Origin of the sequence: Piscibacillus halophilus, from assembly GCF_900110685.1 — a bacterium.
Classification (GTDB): domain Bacteria; phylum Bacillota; class Bacilli; order Bacillales; family Alkalibacillaceae; genus Piscibacillus; species Piscibacillus halophilus.
Map to the genome: position 1 here is coordinate 14,596 of NZ_FOES01000031.1, position 18,944 is coordinate 33,539.

The 18,944-nt window shown below is 37.0% G+C and carries 22 protein-coding genes and 1 riboswitch; of the genes, 10 read left to right on the forward strand and 12 right to left on the reverse strand.

Features of this window, described 5'->3' with window-relative positions; translation table 11 throughout:
- Positions 1 to 38 precede the first annotated feature (38 nt).
- Positions 39 to 1,202: an iron-containing alcohol dehydrogenase gene (locus BMY57_RS11905; RefSeq protein ID WP_091774603.1), complete on the reverse strand. Its 1,164-nt coding sequence runs from the start codon at positions 1,200 to 1,202 to the stop codon at positions 39 to 41.
- Positions 1,203 to 1,303: 101 nt separating this feature from the next.
- Positions 1,304 to 1,690 (reverse strand): S1 domain-containing post-transcriptional regulator GSP13, encoded by a 387-nt coding sequence (gene yugI, locus BMY57_RS11910; protein WP_091774604.1) that lies wholly within the window; start codon positions 1,688 to 1,690, stop codon positions 1,304 to 1,306.
- Between the two features lie 287 nt (positions 1,691 to 1,977).
- Here yugI and BMY57_RS11915 point away from each other — a divergent pair, with 287 nt between their 5' ends.
- On the forward strand, positions 1,978 to 3,144 hold the full coding sequence (locus BMY57_RS11915) for a MalY/PatB family protein (protein ID WP_091774606.1): 1,167 nt from the start codon (positions 1,978 to 1,980) through the stop codon (positions 3,142 to 3,144).
- A 33-nt stretch (positions 3,145 to 3,177) separates the two neighbouring features.
- Here the strand turns inward: BMY57_RS11915 and BMY57_RS11920 are convergent, their stop codons facing one another.
- The 6 genes from BMY57_RS11920 to ribD form a co-directional block, all read right to left on the reverse strand.
- The gene (locus tag BMY57_RS11920) at positions 3,178 to 3,759 is read right to left on the reverse strand and encodes a superoxide dismutase family protein (protein WP_091774608.1); all 582 of its coding nucleotides are present in this window, start codon (positions 3,757 to 3,759) and stop codon (positions 3,178 to 3,180) included.
- 244 nt (positions 3,760 to 4,003) lie between these two features.
- Positions 4,004 to 4,189: a hypothetical protein gene (locus tag BMY57_RS11925; protein ID WP_091774610.1), complete on the reverse strand. Its 186-nt coding sequence runs from the start codon at positions 4,187 to 4,189 to the stop codon at positions 4,004 to 4,006.
- 88 nt (positions 4,190 to 4,277) lie between these two features.
- A complete protein-coding gene (gene ribH, locus BMY57_RS11930) occupies positions 4,278 to 4,739 on the reverse strand; it encodes a 6,7-dimethyl-8-ribityllumazine synthase (RefSeq protein WP_091774611.1) in 462 nt (153 codons plus the stop codon).
- A gap of 18 nt (positions 4,740 to 4,757) precedes the next feature.
- The gene (locus BMY57_RS11935) at positions 4,758 to 5,945 is read right to left on the reverse strand and encodes a bifunctional 3,4-dihydroxy-2-butanone-4-phosphate synthase/GTP cyclohydrolase II (RefSeq protein WP_091774613.1); all 1,188 of its coding nucleotides are present in this window, start codon (positions 5,943 to 5,945) and stop codon (positions 4,758 to 4,760) included.
- 48 nt (positions 5,946 to 5,993) lie between these two features.
- A complete protein-coding gene (ribE, locus tag BMY57_RS11940) occupies positions 5,994 to 6,644 on the reverse strand; it encodes a riboflavin synthase (protein ID WP_091774615.1) in 651 nt (216 codons plus the stop codon).
- 2 nt (positions 6,645 to 6,646) lie between these two features.
- Positions 6,647 to 7,747: a bifunctional diaminohydroxyphosphoribosylaminopyrimidine deaminase/5-amino-6-(5-phosphoribosylamino)uracil reductase RibD gene (ribD, locus tag BMY57_RS11945; protein ID WP_091774617.1), complete on the reverse strand. Its 1,101-nt coding sequence runs from the start codon at positions 7,745 to 7,747 to the stop codon at positions 6,647 to 6,649.
- A 35-nt stretch (positions 7,748 to 7,782) separates the two neighbouring features.
- Positions 7,783 to 7,923: riboswitch (FMN riboswitch) on the reverse strand.
- 131 nt (positions 7,924 to 8,054) lie between these two features.
- Between ribD and BMY57_RS11950 the strand changes: the two genes are divergently transcribed.
- The 6 genes from BMY57_RS11950 (at position 8,055) to BMY57_RS11975 (ending at position 11,765) form a co-directional block, all read left to right on the forward strand.
- Positions 8,055 to 8,858: a VLRF1 family aeRF1-type release factor gene (locus BMY57_RS11950; RefSeq protein ID WP_091774618.1), complete on the forward strand. Its 804-nt coding sequence runs from the start codon at positions 8,055 to 8,057 to the stop codon at positions 8,856 to 8,858.
- 175 nt (positions 8,859 to 9,033) lie between these two features.
- Complete coding sequence (locus BMY57_RS11955) at positions 9,034 to 9,336, forward strand: hypothetical protein (RefSeq protein WP_091774620.1); 303 nt, start codon at positions 9,034 to 9,036, stop codon at positions 9,334 to 9,336.
- Complete coding sequence (locus tag BMY57_RS11960; protein ID WP_091774622.1) at positions 9,337 to 9,540, forward strand: helix-turn-helix transcriptional regulator; 204 nt, start codon at positions 9,337 to 9,339, stop codon at positions 9,538 to 9,540.
- A 338-nt stretch (positions 9,541 to 9,878) separates the two neighbouring features.
- Positions 9,879 to 10,250 (forward strand): nuclear transport factor 2 family protein, encoded by a 372-nt coding sequence (locus BMY57_RS11965; protein WP_246247626.1) that lies wholly within the window; start codon positions 9,879 to 9,881, stop codon positions 10,248 to 10,250.
- A 75-nt stretch (positions 10,251 to 10,325) separates the two neighbouring features.
- Positions 10,326 to 11,033, forward strand: coding sequence for a purine-nucleoside phosphorylase (deoD, locus tag BMY57_RS11970; RefSeq protein ID WP_091774625.1), 708 nt, complete (start codon positions 10,326 to 10,328; stop codon positions 11,031 to 11,033).
- 129 nt (positions 11,034 to 11,162) lie between these two features.
- On the forward strand, positions 11,163 to 11,765 hold the full coding sequence (locus BMY57_RS11975) for a biotin transporter BioY (RefSeq protein ID WP_091774627.1): 603 nt from the start codon (positions 11,163 to 11,165) through the stop codon (positions 11,763 to 11,765).
- A 61-nt stretch (positions 11,766 to 11,826) separates the two neighbouring features.
- Here the strand turns inward: BMY57_RS11975 and BMY57_RS11980 are convergent, their stop codons facing one another.
- Positions 11,827 to 13,299 (reverse strand): leucyl aminopeptidase, encoded by a 1,473-nt coding sequence (locus tag BMY57_RS11980; RefSeq protein WP_091774629.1) that lies wholly within the window; start codon positions 13,297 to 13,299, stop codon positions 11,827 to 11,829.
- A gap of 143 nt (positions 13,300 to 13,442) precedes the next feature.
- On the opposite strand from BMY57_RS11980, the gene BMY57_RS11985 reads away from it, so the two are divergent.
- Entirely contained in the window at positions 13,443 to 13,916 is a 474-nt protein-coding gene (locus BMY57_RS11985; protein WP_091774631.1) for a divergent PAP2 family protein, read from the forward strand.
- 55 nt (positions 13,917 to 13,971) lie between these two features.
- Here BMY57_RS11985 and BMY57_RS16295 read toward each other — a convergent pair whose 3' ends face one another.
- The 3 genes from BMY57_RS16295 to BMY57_RS12000 all read right to left on the reverse strand — a co-directional run bounded on the left by BMY57_RS16295 (position 13,972) and on the right by BMY57_RS12000 (position 16,473).
- Complete coding sequence (locus BMY57_RS16295; RefSeq protein ID WP_256205304.1) at positions 13,972 to 14,772, reverse strand: 3D domain-containing protein; 801 nt, start codon at positions 14,770 to 14,772, stop codon at positions 13,972 to 13,974.
- Positions 14,773 to 14,837: 65 nt separating this feature from the next.
- On the reverse strand, positions 14,838 to 15,155 hold the full coding sequence (locus BMY57_RS11995; RefSeq protein ID WP_423809590.1) for a YuiB family protein: 318 nt from the start codon (positions 15,153 to 15,155) through the stop codon (positions 14,838 to 14,840).
- Between the two features lie 97 nt (positions 15,156 to 15,252).
- Positions 15,253 to 16,473 carry an NAD(P)/FAD-dependent oxidoreductase gene (locus tag BMY57_RS12000; protein WP_091774633.1) on the reverse strand — a complete coding sequence of 407 codons (1,221 nt, stop codon included), beginning with the start codon at positions 16,471 to 16,473 and terminating at the stop codon, positions 15,253 to 15,255.
- Positions 16,474 to 16,750: 277 nt separating this feature from the next.
- On the opposite strand from BMY57_RS12000, the gene BMY57_RS12005 reads away from it, so the two are divergent.
- Together BMY57_RS12005 and BMY57_RS12010 are read left to right on the forward strand one after the other, a co-directional pair.
- Positions 16,751 to 17,749 (forward strand): NAD(P)/FAD-dependent oxidoreductase, encoded by a 999-nt coding sequence (locus tag BMY57_RS12005; protein WP_091774635.1) that lies wholly within the window; start codon positions 16,751 to 16,753, stop codon positions 17,747 to 17,749.
- 200 nt (positions 17,750 to 17,949) lie between these two features.
- Complete coding sequence (locus BMY57_RS12010) at positions 17,950 to 18,633, forward strand: TerC family protein (protein WP_091774637.1); 684 nt, start codon at positions 17,950 to 17,952, stop codon at positions 18,631 to 18,633.
- Positions 18,634 to 18,944 lie beyond the last annotated feature (311 nt).

Below are 18,944 nucleotides of genomic sequence, written 5' to 3' on the forward strand. Positions count from 1 at the left end.
AAGCCTTCAGCTAACATTAAGTCAGCTGAAGGCTTTTTTTATAACGACATTTCTAAAATGTTTCTGACGTCTTCATCTTGAAGTTTATTGAAGTTACCGAATGGTCCTCTTTTCATAGCACGATCGATCATTAAATCAATTTTTGATGCATCAATATCATAATCAGCTAATCGAGATGGAGCTCCTAAAGCTGACCAGAACTGACGTAGACGTTCAATACCTTCTAATGCAACTTCTTTATCTGTTTTACCTGATGGGTCTACACCAAATACTCTTACGGATAATTGTTTAAATCGTTCCGGATTCACATCAATGTTATGTTTCATCCAGTTAGGGAAGATAATGGCTAATCCACCTGCGTGTGGAATATCATAAACGGCTGACACCGCATGCTCAATATTATGAGTCGCCCAGTCACCACGAGTACCCATCTGTAACATACCATTAAGTGCGACCGTTCCAGCATACATAATGGTTTCACGATACTCATATGAATCTAAATTATTTATAAGCTTTGGAGCTGTTTCGATAATCGATCTTAAAACACCTTCGCACATACGGTCTTGAACCGGTGCATTCGTCGGACGATAAAAATACTGTTCAAATATATGTGTCATCATATCGACAATCCCATAAATCGTCTGGTCTTTAGGGACTGAATAAGTATGAACAGGATCTAGAATTGAAAACTGTGGATATGAAAACGGTGATCCCCAACCGTATTTTTCATTCGTTTCCCAGTTTGTAATAACGGCACCTGCGTTCATCTCAGAACCAGTCGCTGCAAGTGTTAAAACTGTACCTAATGGTAAAGCATCCTGAGGTTCAACTTTCTTTGTAACTAAATCCCAAGCATCACCGTCATATTTTGCCGCATTGGCGATTGTTTTCGTACAATCGATGACACTACCGCCACCAACTGCTAATAAGAAATCAATATTATGTTCTTTACAATAGTCTGCACCCTTATTAACGGTTGATAGGCGTGAATTAGGTTCTACACCTCCAAATTCAAACGCTTCATAGCCATTATCTTGTAGTTTCTTTTGTACGTTGGCAAAAATACCATTTCTTTTAATACTTCCGCCACCATATACGATTAACACTCGTTTGACTCCATCAGGAATGAGATGAGGTAAGTTTTCCAATTGCCCTCGACCAAAGACTAACTTAGTTGGATTGTGAAAAGTGAAATTTTCCATGTCGATTGCTCCTTTCTAAAATTGCCTAATTTTATTATGAGGAAAAAAGCTGCCATAATCAAAAAAAGTGTCTCGAGGTATTTCCTCGAAGACACTTTTCATTAATTTCGATAAGTTTGTTCACGGTCTTTTGATTGTTCAATCCATTCTTCTAACTTATCTTTTAAAATGTTAAAGCCAGTACCTTGACTCTCTTGTTTAACTGGAGCCGCCTTTTTCTTAGGTTGTGGTTGTTGTTTCGGCTTATCTTCTGTAGCACGAATAGATAAAGAATATTTACCACTATTCTCTTCAACATTTAATACTTTTACTTTAACTTCGTCACCAACGGTTAGATGATCATGAATATCTTTTACATAACCGTGAGTAACTTCTGAAATATGAACAAGCCCTTGTACATCTTCATCAATAGCAACAAAGGCACCATACGGCTGGATGCCAGTTACTTTACCAGATACAACTTGTCCTTCTTCGATGATTTTTGACATATTATACAACTCCCGACGCTATTTCTTTTGCACAATTGTGTATTATATCATATTCTCTTTTCTTTATCAAAAGCAGCATCATCCCAACTGCTTATTTATATTTTCTACAAATTTTTTAGAAAAAACAGGTTTAATATTTTATAAAACGGCAATAAATAATAGTGTAATACTTTCTCGTATTCCCCCTTTGGCAAAGTGTTTGAGACACTTTGCTTTTTTTTTTGCCATTTCATTTATTCGCATTTAATTCCATAATTCGCTAAACTTAAATTAGTGAGGTGAATATTATGGGATACAAATTTAATGAAGTCATTAATCGAGAGAATACACGATCAGCCAAATTTGAATATCGAGAAAAATTATTCGGTCGATCCGACGTACTCCCACTATGGGTTGCGGATATGGATTTCGCATCCGTACCAGAACTTCAAACAGCATTGATTGAAAGAGCTCAACATAATTTATACGGCTACACAACGTTTGATGACGGTATTTTATCTTCAATCAAAAACTGGTTAGCCAAGCGACATCAATATGACATTAATACGGACTTACTCAGTTTTAGTCCGGGAGTCATTCCATCGCTCCATGCGTTAGTTCAAGTATTTACGGAGGAAAACGATTCAATTGTGATTCAACCCCCGGTATATCCTCCTTTTTTCTCTGTTGTCAAATTACATAATCGCGAATTAGTTGAAAATCCATTAATCAACCGTAACGGACATTATGAAATGGACTTCGAGCAATTAGAGGAAACGTTTAAAAATGGTGCAAAGGCCTTTATTTTATGTAGTCCACACAATCCGGTTGGTCGTGTATGGACGAAGGAAGAACTTCAAAAAATTGCGGATTTATGCGTACAATATAATGTTTATCTTTTTTCAGATGAAATCCATGCAGATATTGTTTTTTCTGGCCATCAACATACACCTATTGCGAGTCTAAATCATGATATTGAACAGCTTACTTTTACGTTAATGGCTCCTTCTAAAACGTTTAATATTGCAGGATTACAAGCCTCTTATGTCATATCGCCAAACGAAGAATTGAAAAAGAAGGTTGATCAACAGTTAATGCGACAAGGCTTTGCTTCGTTGAACACGTTTGCGTTTATAGCATTAGAGACTGTTTATAATCATGGTGAGAACTGGTTAGATGATTTAATCATACAGTTAGAAAATAATAAAAAACTAATTGACCAGAAACTAGCTAACTCATCTGTTGACATTACGGCAGCGGATACTGAAGGAACTTATTTAATATGGCTAGACTTTACTAAAACAGGACTCAGTCATGAAGAGATTAAAAAGAAATTGAACAATGAAGCTAAAGTCGGTTTAAATGATGGGAAATCCTTTGGAGATCAAGGTGAACAGTATATGCGAATCAATATCGCCTCACCTGCGCAAGTGATTGAAGAAGGAATCGATCGTATCATTAAAGCTTTTGAATAGAAAAAAGCGATTGGATCTGTCTCCAATCGCTTTTTATTTCTTTTCTTCCTCTTGTTCTTCCACTTGATCACCTGGGTTTTGGCCTTCAGAACGCTCTTGTCCTTTTATAACTTCTGCACAAGCAACGCGATCTCCAGCATTACCAGCTGGCTGGCTTACACCATCATCTTGACCAGAGTGAATGATTAACGCTTTTCCTCCATCACTAAAAATGGATCCTTTTCCATCTTGAAGAGTGGCATCTTCAATAACATATTCATAAGTTGCCGTTCCATCTCCCCCAACCTCAATATTAGTCATATCACCAATATGGTGACCTTCCGGGTGCATTAAACCATGCTTCTTTTCACCTTCAATGTTCCAGTGGTTCCCGGCAGTTTCAAAAGTTGGAGCTTCACATTTAGGAAACTCATGTAAATGAATTCCATGAAATCCAGGTTCTAAACCTTCAAGATTAACTGTTAATTTAACACCACCTGGATCCGACTGAAATTTTGCCTTACCAATAATATCTAAATCCTGATTTTTTATATCCGCTTCATAAATGGTCTCCGCATCTGCTTGGCACGCGGTCAAAAGGACTAAACATCCAATGCCTAATAAAAATTTTCGCATCCATCTCACCTCATTACTCAGTTTGGTGAAAAATGCGATTTCTTAAACATATGAAAGTAATTTTCAGAGATTTTCGTGACACTTAACTGGTTTATGGGACAACGATCTAGATTTTTGATACGTTTCTGTGAGTTTATGATCTATTTTTAAAGTTTTATGGGATCATTTTCTTTATTTATGGGACATTGATCATGTTTTATGAGGCATTAGAGTGTTTGATAAAAAACAACCTAGATGACCAATGTCACCTAGGTTGTTCTGGTTCACGTTTTCCTTCAGGATATTGCGATTCAAAATTTTCTTGTTCACGCTTGGCTTTCTTTATAATCATACGCATCGATAATACGGCGATTGTCATAAATATTAAGAGCGTTAAAACCGCCGGAATATATGCAGTTTTATCTTCTGGGAAGTAAAGAAATTCCATCATAGCTAAATCACCTATTTCTTTAAACTAACCTCATTATATCAAATGCGCCAAGCGATCACACAATCCTTTTGTTTCGGTTTTATGAAAATTATAGTTCTTTAACTAAGTTAGCCATTTCGATTGCGCCCACTGCAGCATCATAACCTTTGTTACCTGCTTTAGTGCCAGCGCGCTCAATTGCTTGCTCAATCGTGTTTGTTGTAATAACACCAAAAATAACCGGTACACCCGTTTCTAAGTTCGCGTGTGAAACGCCTTTAGCCGCTTCATTACATACATAATCGAAGTGTGGTGTCGATCCTTTGATCACCGCACCTAACGTAATAACAGCATCGTAATCGCCAGAAGCTGCTAATTTTTTGGCCGCAAGTGGAATTTCAAATGCCCCTGGTACCCAAGCTAATGTAATGTCATCGTCGTTAACACCATGACGTTTTAAGCCACTAATCGCACCGTCGACTAGTTTTTCTGTTATAAAATCGTTAAATCGACCTGCAACGATTGCAACTTTTAACCCTGATCCAACTAAATTACCTTCAATTGTTTTCATGACTATTTCCCCTCCGTTTTAAAATAAATGACCTAATTTGTCACGCTTAGTATCTAAGTATTTTTGGTTATTCTTATTAGGCTCCATTTTAAGAGGTACACGCTCTACTAATTCTAAATCATACCCGTGCAAGCCTTTGATTTTTCTTGGGTTATTAGTTAACAAGCGCATCTTACGGACACCTAAGTCTTCTAAAATTTGAGCTCCAATACCGTAATCTCTTAAATCGGCTGGATAACCTAGTTTTTCATTTGCCTCAACCGTGTCATAACCTTCTTCTTGAAGTTTATAAGCTTTTAATTTATTGAGAAGTCCTATACCTCGGCCTTCTTGACGCATGTATAGTAATACGCCTTTACCTTCTTCTTCAATTTGTTTTAAGGCTGATTCTAACTGTGGACCACAATCACATCGATAGGAGCCAAACACATCACCTGTTAAACATTCACTGTGAACACGGACTAATGTCGGTTCATTAGGGTTAATTTCACCCTTTACTAAAGCAACGTGTTCACGTCCATCAATTTGGTTAGTATAAGCTACTGTTTGAAAATCTCCGAATGAAGTTGGTAGATTAATCTCAACTTCTCGGTTCACTAATTTTTCATGCATGCGACGATATTTGATTAAGTCCTCAATGGTGATTAACTTTAATCCGTGTTGATCCGCTAACTTTCGAAGCTCTGGAACTCTCGCCATCGTCCCATCTGCATTCATGATTTCACAGATAGCACCTGCTGGTTTAGAACCGGCGAGGTATGCCAGGTCAACTGCCGCCTCAGTATGACCAGCTCGACGTAGAACCCCACCTTCTTTGGCGATTAGAGGAAAAATATGACCTGGTCGTTTGAACTCAGTTGGAACGACGTCATCTTCAGCTAAACGCGTAATTGATTTTGAACGTTCTTCTGCACTAATTCCCGTGGTAGTATCCACGTGGTCGATACTTACAGTAAAAGCCGTTCCATGACTATCCGTATTAACATCAGCCATTAAATTCAATTGTAGTTGTTCTGCTTTTTCCTGTGTAATAGGTGTGCACAATAAGCCACGACCTTCACTCACCATGAAGTTTACCACTTCTGGAGTCGTGTGTTCTGCTAAGGCCACAAAGTCACCTTCGTTTTCACGGTTCTCATCATCAACTACAATGACAACCTTCCCCTGTTTTAAATCCTCTATTGCTTCTTGTATTGAATCAAACATAAACTGCCCCTCCTAAAATAAGAACATATCTTTACTTCAATCTACTTATTACTGACCCAAGAAACCAGCCTGACGCAATTGGTCTAACGATACACCTTCTACATTTTGATCACTTGATTTCACTAATTGATGGACATATTTTAATAACATGTCACATTCAATGTTCACTTCATCACCCTCATGCTTAGTCGTTAAAATAGTCGCATCTTGTGTATGAGGAATGAGTGAAATCGTAAACTGGTTCTTTTCGATTCCAAAAATCGTTAGTGATGTTCCATCCACACTGACTGAACCTTTTAGCATCATATATTTCGCTAAATCAGGTGAAACTTCAATGTAGAAGTACTCTGCGTTATCTTTTCTTTCTCGCTGAACAATTTTTCCAACCCCATCAACATGCCCTGAAACAAAATGACCTCCGAATCGACTGTTTGCGGACATCGCTCGTTCTAAATTAACTTTAGATCCTTCTTTTAACCCTTTTAATGCTGTGTGGTGGAAGGTCTCTGGCATAATATCCGTATCAAACGTTGTTTCAGTGAAGTTAGTAACTGTAAGACATACGCCATTCACTGAAATACTATCTCCAAGTTGAACATCTTTTGTTATTTGATTAACTTCAATCGTTAATTTTAAAGACTCGGAACCCTCTGTCATTTGATTAATCGTTCCAACCTCTTCTACAATCCCTGTAAACAATTTTACTCCTCCTCTTTTAGAGGTTTTGCAATCATTTTAATATCTTTACCAATGGTTTCAACTGAATTGAATTCTACCTGAATTGAATCTTTTACTTCTTCAAAACCAAACTGATTATAAAAAGCTTTACTCATCGACCCGCCAATTAATTTTGGGGCCATATAGACATGAATTTCATCAAACAACTGCTCTTGAATAAAAGCCGAATGGATGGTAGAGCCTCCTTCGACATATAAACTCATAAGCTTTGCCTCTGACATGCGCTCAAGTAAAGCATTCAAATGAATTCTCTCTGCATCAAGTCGCCATACATGTACATGATCAATGCTGCTTAAAGCTTCTTCTTTCTTATTATGAGCCTGTTTTCCACAAACTACTATGGTGTCAGCTTCATCATTCGTTAAAAGTTTAGATTCTAAAGGAATCGATAAATGTGTATCGAGGACGATACGTGTAGGGTTTATACCTCCGTGGGGCAGACGGGTGGTTAATAGAGGATCATCTCGTAAAACCGTCTCACTACCAACTAAAATGGCATCGTGTCGATGACGATTATGATGAACATCTAATCTTGATTGATCACTAGTTATCCATTTACTATCACCACTATTTGCTGTCATTTTCCCATCTAAGGAAACAGCCGTTTTAAGGGTGATATAAGGACGTTTAGTTTTCATATAATGAAAAAACATTTTATTAATTTCTTGCGCTTCTTCTTCAAAAATACCAACTTCAACATCAATGCCTTCACTACGAATCCACTCGACCCCTTTTCCAGCAACTTTCGGATTTGGATCAAGTGTTGCGACGTAAACCTTTTGTATACCTGAATCAATTATCGCTTTAGCACATGGAGGTGTCTTTCCATGATGTGCACAAGGCTCTAGCGTCACATAAATTTCAGCACCTTGAGCTAGCTCTCCTGCTTGTTGAAGAGCAAATACCTCCGCGTGTGGTTCACCAGATTTCATATGTGTCCCAGTTCCCACGACACGGCCATCTTTAACAACCACCGCTCCAACAGACGGATTCGGTCTTGTTTGACCAATGGTAAGCCTCGCTAGTTCTAAGGCATGATGCATAAAGAAATGTTTATCTCTCAATCGTTAACCCCCTTCTCCTTCACACGGTTAACGATCCGATCCTTCTCCCATCCAGACTCTCACTGTCGGTTCTAGATTTTAACTAGATCAACCGCATTATGCGGGTCGCGGACTTAGAATGATATAGTTCATCCATCACCGCCGGTCGGGATTTTCACCCAGCCCCGAAGGATATAACACTACAATCTTATTAAATTATCTATCTTCACATATAATTCTGTCAAGACTTCTGCACACCCCTCCCATTGTTTGAACAAGCTCTTTCCGTGGAATGCATATAGTAAATCCACAAAAGGAGTTGATCCCATTGGATTTAAAACCGTTATTAAATAAACTTGAAAACTATCACACTGAAAAACCTAACCGAGTATTTACGATGTATTTAAACACGGATCCAGCAGACCCAGACCAACAAGGTGGAGAGTGGCGACTCCAACTTAAAAATGGTTTAAACAATTTTGAGACTTACTTGCAAGAAGACGGAGATTCAGATGAGAAGCGAAACTATTGGGCTGTAAAAGAAAAAGTTCAACATTATATCAATGAAAACGAACGAAACCTTAAGAAAAGTGTCATTATCATTGCCACTGCTGATGAAGATATTTGGTTCGCTGAAACATTACAAATGCCAGTCAAAACTGAATTTTTCTGGGAAGAACAACCTCAGTTGAGACAGTTAAAAGAACTGCAAAAATCTTTCCCTAAAACAGGTATCATTCTTACTCAAAAAGACCAAGTGAAATATATTGACGCTGAACTAGGTACGGTTAAAGATACGGCTTTATATGAATTAGATTTAGATACTGAAGACTGGCGCCAACATCAAGGTCCACACCGAGCTGACTCTAACTTAGGTTCAGGTGGGGCCAAAACATCTAAAAAAGATGAACTCGCCGAACGATTCGAAGCTAACCGTGCACGTTGGTACAAAAGCATTGCGCCGGAACTTGATCAAATAGCTAAAAAACATCATTGGGAACGCATATACCTTGTAGGTCCGTCAGATGAAGTCAATGATTTAGAACAACACATGAATAAAAAGGTTGAGGGGAAAATCAATAAAAACTTATTAGATCATGAAGAAACAAAGGTATTGAACGAAGTGGTCTAAAGGTTTTGAAGCTGAGCTCTTAAATAGAGCTCAGCTTTTATTTTGGGATGTTTTCTAAAAGATTAATGTTTTATATTCTCATAAAATGTAAAAAAGGTTTGACATTTTCAAAGCTCATGCTACAATAATGAATGTCAAACACTTTTTACATTCTGAATAAGGAGGGAACTAAAAATTGGATTGGGTTAATATTGTATATTCAGTCATATTATTAGTTTGCGGAATTTCTATTTTTGTTACAACATTTTTTCAAAAAGGTGATGAAAGAAGGAAGTTTATCAATAATAAAGCTCAATCATATTCCTTTATGGTCGTTTTTGGTATGCTGATTTTAGAAGTTGCACAGTCAATTTACCTAACTATTCAAGGGAACACTTCTTATAATGGGATTGGAATTTCGCCAATCGTGTTTCTGACGGTGATTTCAATTATATATCTGGCAACACTGCTAATTTACAGAAAAAAATATGGTGATTAAATGAAAAATCATATTAAGAAATTAAGAAAATCAGCAAAATTGTCCCAGGAAGAACTGGCTAAACTCTGTAAGGTCTCCAGACAAACAATTAATGCCATTGAGAATGATAAATACGACCCTACTTTACAATTAGCATTCGATATAGCCACTGCCTTGGATACCACAGTAGATGAGCTTTTCATCAATGGTTCTATTAAAAAGTGATTAATTGACCTCATCTCGAGGTCTTTTTTATGTGCTCCTCAACATTTAAACCGTTCTATAATTTGATTTTGACACAATGAAATAAGCATTTGTTCCACCTGTTTATCAAACGTTAAACCCTTTCCTAATTCGAGCCAACGGTACCAGTAAAGGTAGTGATCATCTTTTCATATACTCGAACGCCTCTTTAAGCCGAATTATATCAACGCTTATATTTCAAGAAAGCAACAATCTATACGAAAACAGCTAATTTAAAAAGGACTATAACTCTTTCTATTGAAATTGTAATTAATAGCCATTAAATTAAATAATTCGTCATTTAGGAGGTAATAATGAGAATGATGGAACAAGTGTTAAATGATTATTTTAATGCATGGAATCAAGCATTTAAAAGCAACGATAGTGGTTTAATTCGATCAAAGATGTCAGAACAATTTGTGGGATTTTGGGCTCATAGCAGTTTAGAAGTTCCGCAACAATATGATTATCATTACGATTTAGATCAAGTATTAAAGCAATATAATCAAGCCGATGTAGAAAAGTCTTTTGAGATTGAATCGATAACCAAGCGTACAAACGACGTGTTAGTTATAGGCACAGAAACCAATAAAATCAACGGAAAACCACATCCCGCAAAAGCTATTTTTATCTGGAGAAAAGAAAACGATGATTGGAAGCTGTTGCGAGAATATATTGAATTAATTAACTAAATCCATTGAAATTGTTTATAAAAATGAATTATGGTAATTTAGTGAAGTGAATATGAATCAAGGAGGAAAACATTAATGAGTACACATATTGGGGCAAAAAAAGGTGACATCGCAAATACGATTTTACTACCAGGAGACCCTTTACGCGCAAAATATATTGCAGAAACATTTTTAGAAGATGTCACTTGCTATAATGAAGTACGAGGTATGTATGGCTTTACTGGTACATATAAAGGCAAACGCATCTCTGTACAAGGAACAGGTATGGGTGTGCCAAGCATTTCAATCTATGTAAATGAACTCATCCAAGAGTATGACGTGCAAAACTTGATTCGCGTTGGATCTTGTGGTGCTTTACAAAAAGATGTCAAAGTACGTGACGTCATCTTAGCTCAAACATCAACAACCGATTCACAGATGAACCGTATGGTTTTTGGCGGCATTGATTATGCACCTGGTGCAGATTTTAACTTACTTAAAAAAGCTTACGAAGTCGGCGAAGATCGCGGATTAAACCTACGTGTCGGTAACGTATTTACAAGTGACAGCTTCTATCGTGACAACGCCATGGAACTATTCCAAAAGCTTGCTGATTACAATGTATTAGCTGTTGAAATGGAGACAACAGCTCTATATACTCTAGCAGCAAAATATGATCGTAACGCTTTATCTGTATTAACCGTCAGTGATCACATCTTAACTGGTGAAGAAACAACAGCAGAAGAACGTCAAACAACATTCAACGATATGATTGAAGTGGCATTAGAAGCAAGTATTAAGTAATACATTTACCCTCTTAAAAAAGTTTTGAGAGGGTTTTTTTATATTTCACACATTGTTTACCATCACAAAATTTTAGTTGACAATAAGCTTATAATTGTTTACTATATTTTCTGAAAGGGGCGACAATAGATGAATTCAAAATTTAAAACATTGGATCTAACATTAGGCGCGGTTTTTGTTGTACTCATGATGATTGGAGCCAATATTGCTTTTTGGTTTCCAGCATTTAAAATTACATATGCGAGCGGTGAAGTTCCAATCACTCTACAAACTCTTTTTGCCATTTTAGCTGGTTTATTATTAGGTAAAAAACTAGGCTCGTTCTCGATGCTTGTTTATTTAGCTGTTGGTATAGCGGGAGTTCCAGTATTTGCTGAAATGAGCGCAGGTGCCACAGCCCTAATTTCCCCAACCGGTGGCTTCTTACTTTCATTTATTTTTGTAGCATTTATTTCTGGTTATATTGTTGAAAAAGCAAGTGAGCCAAAGGTGAACACTTACCTACTTGCTACATTTGTTGGCTTAATGACAAACTATTTAATTGGGACTCCATTAATGTACTTATCTCTAAATTATATTGCTGAAATTGCGATATCAATGAAGGCTGCGGTTATTTCTATGGTTCCATTCTTTATAAAAGACTTTATCATTACACTAGCGATGGCTGTCGTATTACCGCAATTTGTAACACGTTTAACCAAAGCAATTCCAACTTTAGCATCAAGAACTTAACATACATCTTTTCCACAATTTAATGAAAGGGCTGATGGAGATTCCATCAGCCCTTTCTATTTTACTCATGATTCATAATAGTTTTGGCTAGCGTTCGAGCCATCACACCTGTTGGCCCTTTAGGTCCTAGATCATGTTCTGATTCTGTCATGGCTGTTCCTGCAATATCTAAATGTACCCAAGGAGTATCTCCTACAAACTCACCGATAAAGGTACCTGCTAAAACAGCATGTCCTTTACGACCAGGCGAATTATTTAAATCTGCTATATGACTGTTACGAACTTTGTTTTTAAACACGTCATGATATGGTAGTTCCCAGATTAACTCCCCTGACTGTTCAGATGCTTCATAAACTTGGTCAAACCACTCACCATTGTTAGTCATAGCACCAGTCATTTCATCCCCTAAGGCAACAATGACACCACCTGTTAATGTGGCTACATCAATGATTTTAGAAGCGCCTTGTTGATTAGCATACGTCACCGCATCCGCTAGTGCTAAACGTCCTTCTGCATCTGTATTACGTACTTCAATAGTTTTACCGCTTAGCGAAACAATGACATCATCAGGCTTAAACGCATCGCCACTAATCATATTATCAGTGGATGGTACAAGGCAAAGCACGTTTTCTTCTGGCTTAATTTGACCAATGGCATCCATTGCACCTAGTACGGATGCTGCTCCCCCCATATCCATTTTCATACCGACAATGCCTTCTTTTCCTTTTAACGAATATCCACCTGTATCAAATGTAATTCCTTTACCAACTAACGCAACAGGGTTATTCCACTCTTTTTTACCTTGGTACTTCATCACGATAAAACGAGGGGGTTCTTGTGAGCCTTGGTTCACAGCTAATAAGGCACCCATTCCTAATTCTTCAATTTGTTGTTTATCTAAAACTTCAATGTCCATCCCATGCTTATGAGCAATGTTTTCTGCATAAGAGGCTAGGTCAGTAGCTGTCAATAAGTTACCAGGTAAGTTCACTAAATGTCTGGTCGTATTAACCCCTTGACCTAACGCATATCCAACCTCCAATGATTCTTGAACACCGTTTTGGTCTGAAATAACTTGTAAACCAGTTAAGTGATTCTCATTTTTTCGTGATGTATGATAAGTTTCTAATTGATAAGTCGACATGACAAAAGCTTCACCAATTGTTTCAACATAAGTTAAATCTTCCGTCAAACTTTTTAACGCAACTGTTACTTCTGTTAACTCATCTTTATTAATTTGTTTAAACGCACGTCCCATTGCTTTACGAAAACGGGTGACATCTAACTCATCTTTTTTACCTAAACCAACAAAATAAATTCGTTTAGCTTTTGCTTGTCCCAAAGTATGTACTTTAGACACCACACCATATGTGTTATCAATATCCTTTTGCTTGACTAACTCATCTAATTGCCCATTGAAACTCTTATTAAGTGTTTGATAAACTGGTTGATCCTCTTTATTCTCCTCAAATAAACCGACTAATAATGCTTCAGTTTCCACGTCTGTAACTTGATGACTGATGACTTTTAACATGACTACACCTCCGTATTATTATCACTATCTTACCAAAAATATGATCAATCTGAAATCACAAATGTTTGTTTTTTTCAGAACATAAATGGGGTATGATGTATATAGATTTATATATAAAGAAAAAGTTTGAAGGTGGCGTCTTAATGGAAGTTCTACACAATACACCCTTAGTCTTAGCTTTATTCGCAGTTGTTTTTGCACAATTGATCAAAATTCCGATTCATTTTATTGCGGATAAAAAAATTGATGTTTCTCTAGCGTTTAGTACTGGTGGTATGCCTAGTAGTCATTCGGCTGCGGTAGCTGCACTCACCACTTCTGTCGGAATTGAGCACGGCCTCGATTCACCTTACTTTGCTATTGCCTGTGTTTTAAGCATTATCGTTATGTATGATGCGACAGGCGTTAGACGACATGCAGGGCAGCATGCCACGATTTTAAATCAACTTGTGAAAGATTTTCAGCGATTTGTTGATGAGGCTAAGCATTGGCAAGAAAAAGAAGAGCAAGACAAGCAGAGAGAATTAAAAGAGCTACTCGGGCATCAGCCGATTGAAGTCTTTTTCGGTGCATTAACAGGAATATTGATTTCAGTTATTTTCTATTCATTATTATAATGTAAAAGCCGTTGCGATCGTTCGCAACGGCTTTCGTATGAAATAAGCTTGTCCCTTATTCATCATTAAAAACAGGTAAAGCTTCAGATTGTACTTGTTCTTCCCAATAGACTAAATCATCTTCTGTCACCGAACCATCACCCATTTCAATGACATATACATCAGTACTCTTCTTACCCCATTCATTGTAAACTTCATCAACGGTTTCATAATATAAGTCTATTTTATTACCTTTAATCGCTCCGCCAGTATCCATCACAATGCCATAACCATAATCAGGTACATATAATACTGTCCCTAACGGAAAAACGTTCGGGTCTGCAGCAACGGTAGAAATAACATCTCTTTGAACTGTTAGACCAGAATATGTGATCCCATATTGCGGATGCTCTTTCGTCTTGCCAGTAGATTCATAACCTGCCGTATACCCTGTTGCCACAACTGTTTTTGCAGGGAATTGTTTAAAGGCTACTTCCGCTGACATAGAAGCTTGCTCCACATTCTCAACATCTTCTTCCGAATCTACAACTTCTTCTTCTTCTTTTGGACTTTCATCCTTTACAGTTTCTTCCTCTTCACTCTCTTGATTATTTTCGTTAGATTTACTTTCTTCTTGTTGACTCACTTCAGTCGTTTGAACCTCTTCCCCATCTTCTAGTTCTTCAAGTTCCTCTGCCTCTTCCCATTCATTAGATTTATGAGCTAAAGAGACTTGATGTTCTCTAAAATCTTGAGGTTGAATAGATGGTGTGTCTTCATCTGCTGTTGTAGAAGATAGATTTGCGATTAACAGCAGTGATGTCATGCTCGCTAGTAAAATCACGAAAAAGAAAAAGCTTCTTAATTGATTACGCATGTTTAACACCTCTTTGTCATGAAGCGTAACCAAATTAAGAAGCTTTTATACATTTGCCTGAATTTTTAAAACATTTGATAACCTTTTTGTCTTAAAATCTTGATCACATATCCTGCTACAATCGTTCCTGCAAGACCTGAAATAAGGATAATTAAGTCAAATGCCTCTAAATTTATCACTCGTTCAGGTAAAGCCGAGAACGAATCTATTGGAGAAGTAAAATAACTCCAAAATGAAACGTTATCAATTATTAAAATCACAATGATCGGATAAACCAAGGCCATTAACCAAGTGGCACGTAACAACATGTTGACAATAAATGCAATTCCAAAAAATAATATAAAAAACAATAAAGCTGCAACAAAACCAAATAAAATACCCACAACAATTCCCTACCTTTTATTCGTTCGTTAAACCTCTATCAGTTTAACATAAAAGAAAAGCAAAGACCTATGCCTTTGCTTTTCAAATCGTTACAATTTAGTGATACATATCTAATTTACCTTTTTTAAGAACAAGGCCGACTCCGCCAAGTTTTAATAGGTAACGGTTGTCAATCGCTTTCTTCATTACGGAAGCTGAGCGACCGAATAATTTTTTATCATCAAATACAACTCCGATTGCATCTGTGTGACCTAAGGAAGCAACTGTACCTTGAATATTCGGTGTGAAACCTTCAAGTTTATCACTTCCGCTTACAAGTTGTTTTAAGTTATGTGCAACTGTATCAGCCATTTGAATCGCAATCTGTGCAGTTGGTGGATAAGGACGTTCTGTATCAGGGTTCATAATCACAGCACAGTCACCTACAACAAATACATCGTCATAATCTGGTGTGCGCAAATCGTCACGAACTGGTACACGGCCACGGTTTGTTTCGAATCCTGATTCTTGAACGATTGAGTTACCAGTTACACCAGCAGCCCAAATCACGTTCTTAGATTTAATTTCTTCTTGTTCTTCATCTTTTTCAACGATAATGCCTTCTTCATTTACTTTCTTAATCATCGTTCCAAGCTTGAATTCTACACCTTTTTCTTCTAAACGGTTCATCGCATATTCAACTAGTTCAGGATCAAAACCAGCTAATGCTGTTGGTCCAGCTTCAACGTTGATCAGACGTACTTTATCTTTCGGTACATCATATTCTTGGCAAAGCTCTGGGATACGATTAGCAAGTTCTGCCACAAATTCAATACCAGTGAATCCAGCTCCACCAACAATAATCGTGATTAAATCTTGACGTTCTTCTTTTTCAAGATTGTATTGAGCAAAGTTGTACTCAATATGATCACGGATTAAACGAGCACTATTAATGTTTTGAATAGAAAAAGCGTGTTCTTTAAGTCCTTCAATACCAAATGTTGCAGATTCAAAGCCTAACCCGACCACTAAATAATCGTAAGACAGTTCCCCATCTTCTAATTTAACCGTCTTACTTTTTGGATCAATTGATTGAACCGTATCTTGCACGAAATTAACCTTGTTAAAATCTACAACATCTTTGATTGAAATACGTGTGCGATCATGGTGTAGTGTACCTGCAGCGTTTTCGTGTAACCAAGTTGTTTGATAGTGATAATCATGCTTGTTTACCAATGTAATATTGGCTTCCTCAGCTGACATCTTCTTTTGGAGGTTAACTGCCGTCATAATGCCGCCGTAACCTGCACCCAAAATGACAATGTTTGGTCTGTTCATACTAATCCCTTCCATCTTTAAAAATTTTTAACATAGGAAAACCCCATCACAAAATCTACATTGTGATTTGCTTCACAGATTAAAATAAAAAATTGTCATAATTTCGTTAAACATTACCTAAAATCCATCATAGAACTTTTTCAAATCATTTTCAACCCTCTCATTATTTTCGAATGTTTCTGATAATTTATAAGATAAAAAAGTTATCATATACCCCTTTATAATGTTATAATGTTCAATGGTGCGAATTGAATTCATAAAAGGTGGAGGAATATTTATGAGTGATCATGTTAGAGACATAACGATCATTGGCGCCGGCCCGGTTGGTCTTTTCACTGCATTTTACGGCGGCTTACGTCAAGCTGACGTCCAAATCATTGAAAGCCTTCCTCACATCGGTGGTCAATTATCTGCATTATATCCTGAAAAATACATTTTTGATGTGGCTGGATTTCCAAAAATCCGCGCTCAAGAATTAGTTGATAATTTATACGAGCAAGTAAAACCGTTCAACCCTGAAATTACTCTGGACCACGCCGTTCAAGAAGTAGAAAAGGTTGATGAAAACTTATTTAAATTAACAACGGATAAAGATACATTTTATACAAAAACCATCATTATCACTGCTGGTAATGGTGCTTTTGAACCTCGTAAGCTTAAAGTAGAAGGTTCGGAAAAATATGAAAGTACTAACCTACATTATTATATTAAAGACTTAGAAGCTTTTAGAAATAAAAAAGTATTAATATGTGGTGGTGGTGACTCAGCTGTCGACTGGTCCTTAATGTTAGAGCCAATCGCTGAAAAAGTAACAATCGTTCACCGTCGTGATCAGTTCAGAGCTCACGAACACAGTGTTGAACAGTTAAAAGAGTCATCGGTCGACATTTTAACACCATATGTACCACAAGAACTTCACGGTGAAGAAAATGTTAACAAAATCGTGCTTCAAAAGGTTAAATCTGACGAAACGGTAGAAGTTGAAGTCGATGATCTTATTGTGAACTATGGTTTTATTTCTTCTCTAGGACCTATTAAAGATTGGGGCTTAGAATTAGAGAAAAACAGCATCGTCGTTAATTCTAGAATGGAGACAAACATCCCTGGTATTTATGCAGCTGGTGATATTTGTACGTACCCAGGAAAAGTTAAATTAATTGCTTCTGGATTTGGGGAAGGACCTACAGCCGTTAATAACGCTAAAGTCCGCATCGACCCTAATTCAAAAGTTCAGCCAAAACACTCGACTTCAATGAAAGTATTCGAAGATAAGTAATATTGACTTTTCACAAAAGCTAGGATAAGATGTGTTTGATAATCAAAGGGGAGTAGCTTTTACAATAAAAGTCGTCATTTCAGGGGTTTCGTCCTCTCGGCTTTATTGGCAGTTCGTTTAATTGTTAGCGAGACCTTTGCTTACCTTTTATTAGGTGAGCAAAGGTCTTTTTTATATCTACATACAAGGGGGGAGTTACGATGGATTTATTTACAGTTGAATTCTTTTCAGCTTTATTAGCTATTATCTTAATTGATTTAGTATTAGCTGGTGACAATGCGGTTGTCATTGCGCTTGCAGCAAGAAATTTACCTAAACAACATCAAAAGAGAGCCATTATATGGGGGACATTCGGCGCTATATTTATTAGAGCGATCGCCACTATTTTTGTTGTTTGGCTATTAAAAGTTCCAGGCCTTCTCTTAGTAGGTGGAGTCGTCTTAATTTGGATCGCTTATAAATTATTAACCGAGGATGAAGAAGTTGACGTTAAAGCAGGTGGAAGCTTATGGGCAGCCATCAAAACCATTATTATCGCAGATGCCATGATGGGATTAGATAATGTCCTAGCAGTTGCTGGTGCAGCACACGGAAGTATTTTATTAGTCGTAATCGGTCTCCTGATTTCGATTCCGATTATTGTTTTTGGAAGTCAACTGGTCTTAAAACTCATGGAACGTTTCCCGATTATTATCACTCTTGGTGGCGCCGTTCTTGCTTGGACAGCCTCTAAAATGATTGTCAAAGAACCAATTATTGCTCAGTTCTTTACAAATGAATTTTTGAAATATGGATTTGAAGCGATTGTCGTCATTGCGGTTATTGGATTAGGCTACTTGAAGAAAAAATCTATTGAAAGCACACAGGTGACGGGACAAGCATAAAAAGAGGCTGGGACAAAACCCAGTAAAATAAAAAATCGTGGAAGACATCAAAATTGATGTTCTCCACGATTTTTTTATACTCTTTTTTAATTTTAGATAAACAAAAAGGATCCCCTTTGATAGAATTAAAGTAACTACACCATAACCCCAAAGGAGGATCCTTATGTTTAAACATTATAACATGAATCAAGTGGTTTTGCCTTTAGATTTAGAAATAAAATTAGACAAAGATGATATGGCTTTTGTTGTGAATGATTTAGTCGAACAAATTCCGGAAGAAGCTTTCGCAAGCTTTTCACGCGACACCGGCT

Coding starts and splice junctions, on each gene's coding strand:
- BMY57_RS11985 (WP_091774631.1), top strand. CDS start 13,443: ATGGAAGTTCTACACAATACACCCTTAGTCTTAGCTTTATTCGCAGTT.
- BMY57_RS11960 (WP_091774622.1), top strand. CDS start 9,337: ATGAAAAATCATATTAAGAAATTAAGAAAATCAGCAAAATTGTCCCAG.
- ribH (WP_091774611.1), bottom strand. CDS start 4,739: ATGAAAACAATTGAAGGTAATTTAGTTGGATCAGGGTTAAAAGTTGCA.
- BMY57_RS11920 (WP_091774608.1), bottom strand. CDS start 3,759: ATGCGAAAATTTTTATTAGGCATTGGATGTTTAGTCCTTTTGACCGCG.
- BMY57_RS11975 (WP_091774627.1), top strand. CDS start 11,163: ATGAATTCAAAATTTAAAACATTGGATCTAACATTAGGCGCGGTTTTT.
- BMY57_RS11935 (WP_091774613.1), bottom strand. CDS start 5,945: ATGTTTGATTCAATACAAGAAGCAATAGAGGATTTAAAACAGGGGAAG.
- BMY57_RS11980 (WP_091774629.1), bottom strand. CDS start 13,299: ATGTTAAAAGTCATCAGTCATCAAGTTACAGACGTGGAAACTGAAGCA.
- BMY57_RS11915 (WP_091774606.1), top strand. CDS start 1,978: ATGGGATACAAATTTAATGAAGTCATTAATCGAGAGAATACACGATCA.
- BMY57_RS12000 (WP_091774633.1), bottom strand. CDS start 16,473: ATGAACAGACCAAACATTGTCATTTTGGGTGCAGGTTACGGCGGCATT.
- BMY57_RS12005 (WP_091774635.1), top strand. CDS start 16,751: ATGAGTGATCATGTTAGAGACATAACGATCATTGGCGCCGGCCCGGTT.
- deoD (WP_091774625.1), top strand. CDS start 10,326: ATGAGTACACATATTGGGGCAAAAAAAGGTGACATCGCAAATACGATT.
- BMY57_RS16295 (WP_256205304.1), bottom strand. CDS start 14,772: ATGCGTAATCAATTAAGAAGCTTTTTCTTTTTCGTGATTTTACTAGCG.
- yugI (WP_091774604.1), bottom strand. CDS start 1,690: ATGTCAAAAATCATCGAAGAAGGACAAGTTGTATCTGGTAAAGTAACT.
- BMY57_RS11925 (WP_091774610.1), bottom strand. CDS start 4,189: ATGATGGAATTTCTTTACTTCCCAGAAGATAAAACTGCATATATTCCG.
- BMY57_RS11965 (WP_246247626.1), top strand. CDS start 9,879: ATGATGGAACAAGTGTTAAATGATTATTTTAATGCATGGAATCAAGCA.
- BMY57_RS11905 (WP_091774603.1), bottom strand. CDS start 1,202: ATGGAAAATTTCACTTTTCACAATCCAACTAAGTTAGTCTTTGGTCGA.
- BMY57_RS12010 (WP_091774637.1), top strand. CDS start 17,950: ATGGATTTATTTACAGTTGAATTCTTTTCAGCTTTATTAGCTATTATC.